This is a genomic window from Bacillus sp. TL12 (genome assembly GCF_022625245.1).
Lineage (GTDB): Bacteria > Bacillota > Bacilli > Bacillales > Bacillaceae_G > Bacillus_A.
This window is the reverse complement of sequence record NZ_JAJJBY010000010.1, coordinates 152,183-164,594: the sequence shown is the minus strand read 5'-3', so window position 1 is coordinate 164,594 and position 12,412 is coordinate 152,183. Positions and strand designations below refer to the sequence as shown.

The following is a 12,412-nucleotide window of genomic DNA, read 5'->3' as shown; positions in this document are numbered from 1 at the left end:
TCTCCAAATGGTATCTTTCTTACGCAGCAAGTAGGTAGTCTAGATTGTGCAGAAATCAATGAAGCACTAGGGGCACCACTCAATCCTGAATTTACAAATTGGAAGTTAGAAACAGCTCTAAACGAACTCCAGCAACATGGTTTTAAAGTTTTAACATATAAAGAAGAGTTTCCTGTTCAAAGGTTTTATGATATCCGCGCTCTCGTCTATTATTTAAAAGCAATTCCATGGCAAGTACCTGATTTCAAAACTGAAACATATATAAATGAATTATATAAGATACATCAGATTATCTTGCAAAAAGGGTATTTTGATGCAAAACAACATCGCTTTATGATTAAGACTCAAAATGTATAAAATAAAAAGAGTCCTAATAGGTATGTTTCCTTACCTATTAGGACTCTTTTTTGCAAGATCATAAATCAAAGTTGTTAGCACTTGTACCTACTCCCTCATTCTTTCCCTTGCTGTATTTGTGTTTGTAGATACTGGAGTATGAGAAAAGGCATTGGAAAGCCCAAACTTCGGCATATTATTATAGATAGCCTCTGATGCATTTTTTTGGATTTTATAAGTCTCATGATATATTCCTACACTGCCATTATTTTTTATTTTCGTATTGAAATTTTTCCAAGCAACAGCGTGTGTTTTTCCATAAGCGTATGCCTCTAAATCTTCAAAACTCCTCCAATATTAGATAAGTGTTACGCCCCTCCAACTAAATAGGAATTCGGTATGTAGAAAACCTAATTCAGGATTTTGATATAATTCTTTTATCATTGGCCCCATGGCTTTAAATACGGGAATCCATTTCGTGAAAGATAATATTTTATTTATACGCATCCCAATAATAAATAAGACAAAGCTCTCCTCAGCGTTTGCAATATATCTACCATTATAAATTCTCTTGCCCAAACAAACTCCCCCTTCAAAGATCATTTATTGCGGTTTATTTGGATTCGGCTGTACTACAGGGACGGGATTCCCACCAAATTTTTTCACTTTCAAATCAAAATATGCGTCTAAAATTTCTCTTCCAATTTTAGAATTAATCCCTGATTTATCATCGTTCACCCATGGGACAACGACAGAAAATGCAACTTCTGCTTCCGCGTCATAAGGGGCATAGCCTGCTAAAGTGAGGTTATAGCATCTTTTTCGATCACCATTTCCATCTTTACCTACATCACTATCGCCACCATATACCGTTTCTGCTGTTCCTGTTTTGCCCGCAGGCTTATAAGGAAGATTTTGAAAATGGGCTACACCTGTTCCATCCGTTTCTTGAAATACCTTTCTAAATCCTTCTTTCACTTGATTGATATAAGAGATATCCATATCTACGCGATTTAAAATGACTGGTTTCATCGATTGAACGACTTTTCCAATATCACCCTCTTTATTCGGTTGCTCCCTAATTTCTTGTACAATTTGTGGTTTCATACGATAACCACCATTGGCAATCGTCGAAATGTATTGCGCAAGCTGAAGAGGCGTATACGTATCATATTGACCGATTGAATAATCAAGTAAAAATCCTGGTGTATGATCTTTTCTCCCCCTTTGTCCCGCTGTTTCATTTGGTAAATCAATACCTGTTGGAACTCCTAAACCAAATTGTCCGAAGTGGTAACGCATTTTATTAAAAGTCTCTTGTTTAATATTTAACGGACTATTCGGTACGTAATCTATCCCCGCAATCTTTAAAGCGGTGTTAAACATATATACGTTAGAAGATACTTGCAGGGCTCTGACATCATCGATATCACCAAAATTTTCCCATGATTTCTTTGCTTTTGTTGTTCCCTTAAATGTCATCGGCGCATCGTAAAAATGAGTAAATGGTTGAATTGCACCCGTTTGATAACCCGTTAATAAAGTAGCTCCTTTTACTGTTGAGCCTAATTCATACGAGCTTGTCATTGTACCAAGTGCATAATCTTCTACTTGTATATTTCCATCTTTATTTACTAGTTTTTTTCCTGAGATGGATAACAGCTGTCCATTTTTAGGATTCATTATGACTACAAAAGCACGATCCATCATAGGCTCTGCGCCTCTAAATGCCATTAAATTTTTTTCAATACTTTCTTCCACTCTCTTCTGTAATTCCATATCGATCGTTAACATTAAATTATTACCGCTTTTCCCTTTTACAATTTGTTCCGTGTGAACGATATTTCCTTCCTTATCGGTAATATTTTTTGATTGTGCTTTTACGCCATGCAGCGCATCTTCATACTGCTTTTCAATATAGCTCTTTCCAACACGATCATTACGGTTATAATCCCGAACTAAATAATAATCTAACTGTTCTTTCGGCAATCCTTCATCAGCACTAGAAACATTTCCAAGTACAGAACGAAGTATTTTATCATATGGATATTCACGTTCCCAATCGACGGTTGTATCCACACCTGGAAGGTTTGCTAACCTTTCACTAACCACCGCAAATTCTTCCGGCTTTACGTCCTTTTTTATGATTTTAGGAATCATATTGTAACCTGCATTCATTTTACTTTTAATTGCTAGCACTTCTATATCTTGTCGTGTAAGTTCATTTAACTCTTCTGCTGTAATACGTTCTCTTCTCAGTTCTTCTACCTTTTTATCAAAATCTTTCCCCTTTAATTTGTTGGCCCTTAACTTCTGTTCATCTTCCTTCGTTACTTTTGCCATTGCTCGCTTCTTATGTAATTGCATCCAAAAATCTTTCTTATCTACTTCTGTTAACTTATCCATAGCCTCTTGCGGCATTTCAATCATCCCAGCAAGTTGTTTGGCCGTCTGTAAAATTTGTTCCGCATTCACATCTTTCATCTTTGTATATGTAATTGTTCTTAATGGCTTATTATCAACAATAGGGGAGCCTTCTCGATCAAAAATTTTACCGCGCGTAACGGGAGTACTTACTGTTTTTTCTTCCTTTTTCTCAGCTTGATTTTTGTACGTTTCACCATCAATAATTTGAACCTTACCTAACTGAATAATAACAGTTGAAAACATAAGAAATACAAAGAAAAATAACACATTTAATCGGAAGGGAATATGGGTTTTCTTTTTCCGTTTCTTTTTCTGTTCCTTCTTTTTCATTTCGCTTTCCTCTCTATATCATTTAAAATAGTTTCATTTCATCAAGTGAAACTTAAACCAGCAGGAAATGATTGCTTACAAATAGCAAAAATAAAATCACACTTTTTTATTTGGATATAAAAATCTTCTCTATTAATAATATTAAAGCACATAGATAATATAATTTACAGCATTTATAAAGAAAATTAAGAAAATTTAAATTCCTAATGAAAAACCGAGATAAATTCCTCCCATTAGACCACCCATGTAATTTTCACATAATAAAAAGCACTCCATAAGGAATGCTTTAAAATAATTAATTAGTGATCTAGTGATAGTCCTAACTTTTTACTAAATGTTTCACGCAGATAGTCTTCTAAGATCTCTGTCGTAAATTTTTCATTACGACCTAAAGCGAACAATTCTCCATCTTTTACAATAATTGTATCAAGAGGAGTAACTACTTCATCAACAATTTTTGTGATTTCAATTATATTATTTTCAGTATGTACTTCCGTTTTAAATTCAATATTTTCTATTACTATATGCGTACGTCTACCAGATGTAAAAAAATTGAAATTAGGATTCTTTATAAAACCTATCTTAATTTCTAATTCATATAAATATTGATAGATTACATCTCTGTGCCCGTTCTTGATAATTTTTTTATCCTTCTCGTCTTCTAAATATTCTTTTATTTTTATTGCAAATTCATCTGGGAAACTCACTTTTTCTGACACTCCTTTCTACGTTTAATATCAGAATTATTAATTAATACAATTGTATCATAGTGAAAAACAAGTTCCCATTAAAAGTAAATAAAAAGAGCAACCATGCATCAATTGCCCTTTTCTCAAAAGCTTATCTTCATTTATTAATCCAATTCATTTACTTCTTCCCCAATAAATAATAAGACGCTGTACCGATCACGGTAGCGCCTAAGAACATTGATACTACTTAATTTATTAATCGAAGTTAAACACACTGAAATATTGAATTCGTTTTTTACCCCCAAGAAAAATGATATATATACTCTCCCGTTGGACCATCTGTGATTCCAACGACTTTAGCAAATTTCACTTGAACCGCACCACGAAGAAAATGTATTACAATTGCCACTATTTGTTGTGACCATAGAAGTGTGTAATACTCCTTGATTCGATCCTTCTTTGAAACAATTAAATCATTTACTGGTCCATTATCCCAGGCGGAAGTTCCCACTGAAATAAACGAAATTTCTTTCCCATCAATTGTTATCCTCGCTATAGTTTTAGTTATATCCACAACAATCCCCCTATTATCACAGATAATTGTACAACGGAAAAACAAAATTTATACTACACATATTTTGATAGCTCCATAGAATAACTTATGCTAGTTTTTAAATTATCTTTCTATCCTGGTATTTACAAAATACTCCTTAAATTTTTTAACTTTCTATCTTATTCACTTTAAATCAACATCTATATACTAAGAAATTTATAAAAGTAAAAGTATATGTTAATAGATATCTTCCTATATAAAAAAGGACGTTGGTTATATATAGGAAAAGTGCTTCCCTTTACATATTCAATGCCCTCAAATGTTGATTATTCATTTGTATTTTCTTTTATTTTCTTTAAATATGAAAGCGGCTTTAATCAGTAGTTAAAACCACTCGTACCATAGGGTTAACACAAAACTTAAGATAAATTCCTCTTATCTCATTTTTTCCTATATCATTTAAAACACTCAACAAACTGCCCAATCTTCTGCTCGAAGACATAATCAAAATGATACTCTTGCCCCGTTAACTCTTCATTCACTAAAATAGTCGTTGCCCCAACTTCTCTTTTCGCAATTTGCGGAAACGATGCAACTGGCTGCACTTTTAATGAAGTTCCCATCACAAGTAATACGTCCGTTTCATATAAACGCTGTATTGCATTTTGATATTGTGGCAATGTATCACCATATAAAACGACATCTGGATTTAGAATAAAATTACAAGCCTCACATCGTGGCAATTCATGATCAATCATATATTGTAAATCATATTTCGTTTTACATTTTGGACAATGGGCTGTTTGGAGTGTGCCATGTAAATCGATAACGTGTTTACTACCACCTAATTGATGTAAACCATCGATATTTTGTGTTAATATCGTGATATCTTTTCCTTCTTTTTCTAAACCTGCTAAAAACTCATGCCCACGGTTCGGTTTATATTGATGAAACGTATTGATTTGAAATATTTCTTTATAATGTTTCCAAAACTCTTTTGGGCTTCGGTTATAATATCCTCTTGATAAGTACATTTCTACTTTTGCATCTGCATACAGTCCATTTGCTGAGCGAAAATCTGGAATCCCACTTTCCGTACTTGCACCAGCACCCGTTAATACTGTAATCTTATTTGCTTTTTCTAGAACAGAACGAACTTCCTCATATTGTTGCATTGCTTTCACCTCTATGAATATTTCTTCCTATATTATAACATTTGACCATAGCAGGCGTTGTATTTTTGCTTAATGTGTTGTGCCCTCGCACTCTACAATATCATTTTCTACTTCTAATGCGACTTGTATTAACAATTCAATTCCCTTTGTAATAACAGGCAGTGACATACTCGGTTGCCTAGGGTGACCACTTGCTTGTTCTGGTAAAAACGGAATATGTATAAAGCCGCCACGAACTTCTTTTTCACTTTTGACCAACATATGCATCAATCCATAAAAGAGGTGATTACAAACAAATGTACCTGCCGTCCGCGAAACAGAAGCTGGTATTCCTTCTTCACGAAGTTTTTTCACAGTAACTAATCAGAAATTGCAAATGCTTCAAACCGAAAAGAAATTTCCAGCTTTCAAAAGCTTAAGATATATGAAAAATGCACATAAAAAATGATACAGAAGAAAATCATATAAGAGTAAAAAAAATGCAATATAGGAGGAAACAAAAAATGCCACAACAAATTGATACTAACCAATTAAAAAAAGCACAAGCAGCAGTATCCCTTTCTAAAGGACTTATTACACAAGCAATTGAACAATCTGCTGCAGATCAACTACTATGTGAAGAAGCTTTAAAACAAGCTTCAACTGAAATAGCTCAAGCTCAAACTCTTGTAAGTCAAGTACAATCGTCCCTTCAAACACAGTCAGCTCAACAGTCACAATAAAGTGAAACTTTAATCAGTGGGGGTTTTCTTCATCCCCCACTGATTATTAGCCCTCACCAATCGGGTTTTTACGGGCAGTTTATCTCCCACCTAACATCTTTGCTCCCGCCGAATTTTGAGGTGGGAGATAAACTGCCCATTAATGCGGGATAAATGCGAAATGACGCCGTTAATTCACACTTAGATGCAAAACCTTTCCCTTGAAACATAGGCGTAATTTCAAGCTCTGGTATATCAATAATATGCATATATTCTCCAACAATCCCGACAATCATTCCTTTTGTAGACCATGCAAACCCTGTTACGATTCCCGTACTAGCTGCGTCCCCTGTTTCAATTTGTGAATACCATCTCCATTGATTTTCACTCTTTTTAGAAATTTTTTGATTGTAGAATAAATCTCTTACAACTTTTTACTATCTCTCCAATGCTATCAAGCTGTGCCATTACTTTATTTTCAATACCGCACTCTTCTTCTTCTGCTTTTTCAATTTTTTGTCCAGTCTTTTTTCTGTTTTTCCATTCTTTCTAACACATCAAACGTATATCGAATCACCTATATTTTGACTTGTAGCAAACACTGTTTTTCCATTTCTGAATATAAGAAAGTAGCTTTCAACGATATTTTCGATAACAATATAAACAAAATAAGCAATAGAACAACTCCGATTCCAAGCCACTTTATCCCTATCATCCTTTCACTCCATATCCATTCGTGTAAACTAAGGCAAACGGCTCTAAGTACTCTGTATACGAAACTGCGTTTATTCAAATACTTTAAGCAGAAAGCCTTTCAATAGGAGTGAGAAAAGTGATAAGAGACAAAAATAAAATGATGCATCTATTTTTATTATTGGTTGTTACCGCAGTTTTTATATGGTCTGTTATTAAGCCTGCAAGATACTCGACATGGGCAGCGGAAGCTATTCCTGCCGTTCTCGGTCTAATCATTATAATTGCAATGTATAATAAGTTTCGCTTTACCACTCTCTCTTATATCATTATTGCAATACTAGCTATTATAATGTTCGTCGGCGGTCATTACACATACTCAAAAGTTCCTTTTTTTAATTGGGTAAAAGATGTTTTTGATTTAAATCGAAATCACTACGATCGATTTGGACATTTGATAAAAGGCTTGTTTACAATTGTAATAAGAGAAATATTATTACGGAAAACTCAACTAACCAAAGGCTCTTGGCTAGTGACGATTAGTATAAGTATTTCACTGGCTATCGCTGCATTATACGAAATCATCGAATGGATCGCATTTAAAATAACAAAGGGAGGAACGGCAGCTAAAGACTTTTTAGGTACACAAGGCGACGTTTGGGATGCACAGTGGGATATGTCGCTTGCCTTAGTGGGTTCGATTCTCGCATTACTCACCCTTTCAACACTACATAATGGGTTGTTAAAAAAGAATGAATAAAAGGGTGAATATAGAGGAATCTGTTTAGCAATGAAACTAAATCATGTTATATACCTTAATGTACATAAAAAACTATTTTCATTTCAATAATGTTTATTAATAATACTTATAGAAGTTCTTCTCTATCCTCATCAAGCTAAGATTGGTTTGTATTCTCATAACGAAAAAACGCTATTCTTTATGTATATTTCTACAAAGAGAATAGCATCTTTTGCATAATATGGATATAAATTCATCTTAGCTCTTAACACTAATATATGTTGAAAAATACCAAAACTTGTTTTTCCTTTTCTTACACTTCCATAATGATTGGAAGAATCATTGGACGCCGACCAGTTTCTGAGAACAAAAATGGTTCTAATACTTCTACAAGAGTCTGTTTTATTTGTGACCAATTCACAATTCCCTCATTTAACAAGGATGATATACGCTTAAAAACAACATTTTCTAACTTTTTCATTAATACTTCTAACTCACGCATATACACAAATCCTCTTAAGACAGTATTGTACGGTCTCGTAAAGCGATATTTCCAATGCCACCTATACCACTACCATCAACATACACTGCTTGTGATAGAATGGTCTTACCAAGACTAGCTTCCTTCCTGTTTAACAAACTGATTCCTGTAAACACGGCATGAACAAGATCACTATCAAATCATATTTATAGCTTCCTTAATTCCGATCATCATTGGATTTTCTATGTTTTTTAAGATAAAGGATTCTTACAAAGAATCGACTTTTTTATTCGAAGATTTTATTTTGTTTCCGTTTCGCTTATTTATGTAATGTGTTGTGGTGCATTTTTGCTCCTCGTTCGGTTTCATAAAAATGTAACTTTCCCTAATTGAGTATTGAGGAAAGAACGTCGCTTAATTACACTTATTTATGGTTTACTTGACAGATTTTATGTTGCATCCTTCCAAAACAACCTCTAGGTGGAAAAGACCGTTCATTCTTTCGAATCCTCAAATATGTCAACACCAAGTTCCTGGAGAACCATTATAGCATCTTCTACTGGCAGTTTAGGAAGCTTAAACTCATACTCAATCACTTCTCGAATGTCGTTACTGCTGTTTAATTTGTGCTTCTCAACGTTCCCGTTATTATCCCGTATATTTAATACATTATTAACCAAAGACAGCGATCGCTTTTGGTCTAATTGCCAGATTTGACAGCGTAAACTGGACGTAAATAAGTCATTAGGCTGAAAATACTTTTTTATTGCTGTTTGAAAATCATCAAATCGGTACGTTTTCTTTGTGTCGAAAGACCAAATCAATTCAGTGAGTAATTTACCATCCACATACCTGTAATACGTGTACGTTCCCGGTTCTCCTCCCGGACGTATCCTTACTTCAATCCCACCATATTGTGACACATTACCATAATCCGTTTCCAATCGAACCGGCTCGAAAAAGGGTGCGCTGTTTCCACAGTCGACATACACTTCTTCTTTTTCATTCGGAAGGCGAACGAGTAGCGCAACATGACCTCCGCCTAAAAGAGCGTAACGGCTGTGGAAACCAAGCTGGTTCAACAACTTATGAAAACTGCTGTTAATCATATAACACGTTCCGCCCATATGATGCTGAACGAGCTGATTTACAAACTTTTCTTCATCTTGTACGAGCTTACCTTTCTTGTGATATTCTTTGAAATGCAATAACGTACTAATATTCTCAAAGGGAATACGATTTAGATGTGCGATGCAAATTTCTTTTAAATACTCATGTGAAGGTTCTTGAATCGGAATTTGAATATAGTGCAAGTAATTAATTGCCCATTGAGGTAATTGTTTCTGTTCAATCACTTATTAACACTCTCCTTTTTCAATCGTTTGATTCATTGAAAATTTATCTATTAATTTGGGAGAATTCTATAAAAATATTCTTTTTGTAATATTGTAAGAAGGTCTCTTGTTTTTAATTCCCCATCCCCTTTACAAGTCAATCCAAACCAATTAGATAAATTTAATTTCTTAATATAAGTATACTAATTACCACCGTTATATGCTTAACACTAAAATTACGACTAAGATATACAAAAAACAATTGCATTTCTATGTAGAATGAAAATCATTGAGAAATGCAAACAATTAAATATGCAACTCAGTGAGATTAGAAAAGTATTGGATAACCAACAAAACCAAACAGTAACAAATAATAAAATTGCTGGACAAGTGAGTGACGTGTCGAGACAGCTTAAAGTATTTCCTTTCCCCTTCTGCATAATATTCCAAATCCCGTCCATACTATAGATAGGCTGGTGAATAGCCACAATCCAATTTTGTAGTACCTTACCTAAACTTATTTCTCCCTGGGCCGAGCAGTTAGCTTATGCGAGCTGCTCTTTTTAGATTGCTTGTACCACTTTTGTTTCGTTTCATTACAATATGATTCAAATGGATCGTTTTTTCTAGCTAGAGTTTCATCGCGTTAGCGTACTATTCCAATACTTATAAGAATTCAACCACATCAAAATCCCGTAAATCTCCCTCTTTATTGTAGCTTTGAAAAAAAGTTTGATTAAATTAACTCTATAAACCTTGATAAAATAGTAAATAGAAAAAGCGTGTTTTGAAAAAAAGATTGATCAAAACACGCTTTAAATATATTCAATTAAACCATTCGTTTATACATAAGTTTAATCATTTCTTGATCCTTGTGCCATTAAAGCGCCCGATTGTGAAATTGGCAAAGGCAGTCTAATTATCGAATAGCCCTCTTCCTCTCAGATTTGCGGAAACAGGCTCCTTTCCTATTTCACGTGCCCATATAGATAACTGGCCGATATGGTGGATTTCGTGGACAATAACATGACGTATGATCTCTCCGTGTGTACATTCAATGACTCGGCGCCTGATTGGTGCGTCTCTAGAGCTAATCGGTTCTTCATTGAAATCAGGTTCTGAAAGTTTCCGAGAATCCATTTCATTTGTCCAAGATGTCACAAATGGCTTCACTTTCTCGTGGTATTGAGCTGAAAGATTCTTCACTTTTTGTAAGCTAGCATAATCTTCAAACAATGGCTCCTCAGGCACTGGTTCACCTCGCAAACCTAAGATCCACATGTATTCCACATCTACAATGTGAAATAGGGTATGTAGGATACCGCCGAACCCACCGAACCGTTTCTTTAATAGTTCTTCATCCGGTATGTCTTCGCACAATGTAAACCAATCATCACGAACTTGCCAGTTATATTGAAACAGTTTCAACATCACAACAACCTCCATCTTTTAGATTAACATTTAATATTCACCAAAAGACTTCAAAATCCTTATTTAAATAATAACTCTAAAAAAACCTGTTAAAATCCTCTACAAACTGACCCTTTAATTGAACATTCCAGATGAAGTTAAAGGGTCAAAAGAAAAACCTATTATACTGGGTTTTATCAAACTTTGTTTTAAATTATCTAACTTTTTTACAAATTATAAAACTTTATTATACAACATTTATGGGTACTACCGTATGCCCATCAAGCTAAGATGAATTTTTATCTATTAGATCGGTTAATGTTTAATGTTGATTTTTTGTAATAAAAAACCCGCCTTTAAATTGGCGGGGGGGTACGCTTTTTCTAATCTCTTTTATATTACTAGCACTTTCTATTTTTTAAATTAAAAATGGTTATTTTTAATTTTCTCGGGATATCGCCTTCAAAATTCGGAGTATGATATACGGAAAACGAATCCCCTTCTCAAATAAATAATATTTCATTATCATTAGGATGAAATTGTACACTACTTTGATGGAGACTATTCTAAATCTCGTGTAAAAACGAAAGAATCCAAAAGATAGGTGGAGGCGTCACTTCGCATATTTTTGCTAAATGCCGACTCTCCACCGTTGGAATTTTCACTTTATTCTTGAGACATCAACTCTTTTACTGGTAAAGAAAAAGTTTCTTCCCTATTCATCTCTGTATGGATAAAAACAAACTGCTTAATCATTTCATTTAAATCCTTCGCTGCTTTTGTAGGAATTTGATGCTTTACGTTATTAATAAATTTCAATTCATTACATGGTAATTTTTCATGCAGTAATTTCGCATGACCAAAAAATGTTTTATCTTTCTTACCATAAACTAACAAAACCGGAAGCTGAATATTCCTAAGTTGGCTGGTACAATTATAATGCAAACTGTAACGATAATACTGCTCAAAATTTTCGGCATTTCCTTTTCGAGCCTCTTTAAACATCTTTCTGAACAATTTATGTGTGTTTGAATTGCCCCATGAAATAGACAATGCTAGAAATGAAACTGCCCCTGCTTTCGCTAGCTTCACACCTAGTGAAATCTTATTCTTTAGATATCCATCCCTCACTTCTGACATTCCACCGATTAGAATCCCACCTAATGTCCTTTCCACGTAAGTTAACAAAAATTCTAATGCGACAGAGCTTCCGGTTGAATACCCGCACATGAACGCTTTTTCGACTTTTAAATGATCCAATAAACGTCTAATATCTTCTGCAATCAGTGGATAGGTTATCGGTTGTTTTGAATACTGACTCCTTCCATGTCCTCTAATATCAAAAGCAATCACTTTAAACTTTTGGGATAATTCCTCTATTTGGTACTCAAAATTCATACAAGTGAGTACAGGAGGATGAATAAAAACAATAGGAACTCCTTCTCCCTTAACGGTATAATACAGACTACTACCGTCCACGTTCAACATTGGCATATATGTAATCACCTCAACAATCTGAAATCATTCCCAACTCTTCTCTAAAG

Annotated in this window: 11 protein-coding genes and 4 pseudogenes; 3 read left to right on the top strand and 12 right to left on the bottom strand. The window is 34.2% G+C overall.

The genetic code is table 11. The annotated features are described in order from the left end of the window. Nucleotides 1–357: pseudogene (locus LOK41_RS12350) on the top strand (SAM-dependent methyltransferase); the annotation flags it as partial. An 87-nt stretch (nucleotides 358–444) separates the two neighbouring features. Here the strand turns inward: LOK41_RS12350 and LOK41_RS12345 are convergent. The 6 genes and pseudogenes from LOK41_RS12345 to LOK41_RS12320 all read right to left on the bottom strand — a co-directional run. Further along, nucleotides 445–915: pseudogene (locus tag LOK41_RS12345) on the bottom strand (DUF4188 domain-containing protein). 24 nt (nucleotides 916–939) lie between these two features. After that, entirely contained in the window at nucleotides 940–3,093 is a 2,154-nt protein-coding gene (locus LOK41_RS12340; RefSeq protein WP_241816732.1) for a peptidoglycan D,D-transpeptidase FtsI family protein, read from the bottom strand. A 299-nt stretch (nucleotides 3,094–3,392) separates the two neighbouring features. Next, entirely contained in the window at nucleotides 3,393–3,800 is a 408-nt protein-coding gene (locus LOK41_RS12335; protein WP_174101174.1) for a DUF3942 family protein, read from the bottom strand. A gap of 277 nt (nucleotides 3,801–4,077) precedes the next feature. After that, nucleotides 4,078–4,356: a hypothetical protein gene (locus LOK41_RS12330; RefSeq protein ID WP_241816731.1), complete on the bottom strand. Its 279-nt coding sequence runs from the start codon at nucleotides 4,354–4,356 to the stop codon at nucleotides 4,078–4,080. A gap of 434 nt (nucleotides 4,357–4,790) precedes the next feature. Then, complete coding sequence (locus LOK41_RS12325) at nucleotides 4,791–5,510, bottom strand: NAD-dependent protein deacylase (RefSeq protein ID WP_241816729.1); 720 nt, start codon at nucleotides 5,508–5,510, stop codon at nucleotides 4,791–4,793. 69 nt (nucleotides 5,511–5,579) lie between these two features. Beyond that, nucleotides 5,580–5,864: pseudogene (locus LOK41_RS12320) on the bottom strand (pyroglutamyl-peptidase I family protein); the annotation flags it as partial. 149 nt (nucleotides 5,865–6,013) lie between these two features. Here LOK41_RS12320 and LOK41_RS12315 point away from each other — a divergent pair. Further along, nucleotides 6,014–6,232, top strand: coding sequence for a hypothetical protein (locus tag LOK41_RS12315; RefSeq protein ID WP_174101171.1), 219 nt, complete (start codon nucleotides 6,014–6,016; stop codon nucleotides 6,230–6,232). 149 nt (nucleotides 6,233–6,381) lie between these two features. On the opposite strand, the pseudogene LOK41_RS12310 reads toward LOK41_RS12315, so the two are convergent. After that, nucleotides 6,382–6,788, bottom strand: a pseudogene (locus LOK41_RS12310) (DUF2953 domain-containing protein); the annotation flags it as partial. A 255-nt stretch (nucleotides 6,789–7,043) separates the two neighbouring features. On the opposite strand from LOK41_RS12310, the gene LOK41_RS12305 reads away from it, so the two are divergent. Beyond that, nucleotides 7,044–7,664: a DUF2238 domain-containing protein gene (locus tag LOK41_RS12305; RefSeq protein WP_241816728.1), complete on the top strand. Its 621-nt coding sequence runs from the start codon at nucleotides 7,044–7,046 to the stop codon at nucleotides 7,662–7,664. 292 nt (nucleotides 7,665–7,956) lie between these two features. Here the strand turns inward: LOK41_RS12305 and LOK41_RS12300 are convergent, their stop codons facing one another. From LOK41_RS12300 to LOK41_RS12280, 5 genes are all read right to left on the bottom strand, one after another. Further along, nucleotides 7,957–8,145, bottom strand: coding sequence for a hypothetical protein (locus LOK41_RS12300; protein WP_241816727.1), 189 nt, complete (start codon nucleotides 8,143–8,145; stop codon nucleotides 7,957–7,959). Nucleotides 8,146–8,159: 14 nt separating this feature from the next. Beyond that, nucleotides 8,160–8,300 carry a hypothetical protein gene (locus LOK41_RS12295; RefSeq protein WP_241816726.1) on the bottom strand — a complete coding sequence of 47 codons (141 nt, stop codon included), beginning with the start codon at nucleotides 8,298–8,300 and terminating at the stop codon, nucleotides 8,160–8,162. Between the two features lie 318 nt (nucleotides 8,301–8,618). Further along, nucleotides 8,619–9,479, bottom strand: a complete 861-nt coding sequence (locus LOK41_RS12290) for an arylamine N-acetyltransferase (protein WP_241816724.1) — start codon at nucleotides 9,477–9,479, stop codon at nucleotides 8,619–8,621. A gap of 894 nt (nucleotides 9,480–10,373) precedes the next feature. Further along, nucleotides 10,374–10,889 (bottom strand): DinB family protein, encoded by a 516-nt coding sequence (locus tag LOK41_RS12285; RefSeq protein ID WP_241816722.1) that lies wholly within the window; start codon nucleotides 10,887–10,889, stop codon nucleotides 10,374–10,376. 645 nt (nucleotides 10,890–11,534) lie between these two features. Continuing rightward, a complete protein-coding gene (locus LOK41_RS12280) occupies nucleotides 11,535–12,362 on the bottom strand; it encodes an alpha/beta fold hydrolase (RefSeq protein ID WP_241816721.1) in 828 nt (275 codons plus the stop codon). Nucleotides 12,363–12,412 lie beyond the last annotated feature (50 nt).

What these genes read in the sequence shown, in the direction of transcription:
- LOK41_RS12325 (WP_241816729.1), bottom strand. Translation starts at nt 5,510, where the DNA reads ATGCAACAATATGAGGAAGTTCGTTCTGTTCTAGAAAAAGCAAATAAG.
- LOK41_RS12315 (WP_174101171.1), top strand. Translation starts at nt 6,014, where the DNA reads ATGCCACAACAAATTGATACTAACCAATTAAAAAAAGCACAAGCAGCA.
- LOK41_RS12340 (WP_241816732.1), bottom strand. Translation starts at nt 3,093, where the DNA reads ATGAAAAAGAAGGAACAGAAAAAGAAACGGAAAAAGAAAACCCATATT.
- LOK41_RS12280 (WP_241816721.1), bottom strand. Translation starts at nt 12,362, where the DNA reads ATGCCAATGTTGAACGTGGACGGTAGTAGTCTGTATTATACCGTTAAG.
- LOK41_RS12285 (WP_241816722.1), bottom strand. Translation starts at nt 10,889, where the DNA reads ATGTTGAAACTGTTTCAATATAACTGGCAAGTTCGTGATGATTGGTTT.
- LOK41_RS12300 (WP_241816727.1), bottom strand. Translation starts at nt 8,145, where the DNA reads ATGCGTGAGTTAGAAGTATTAATGAAAAAGTTAGAAAATGTTGTTTTT.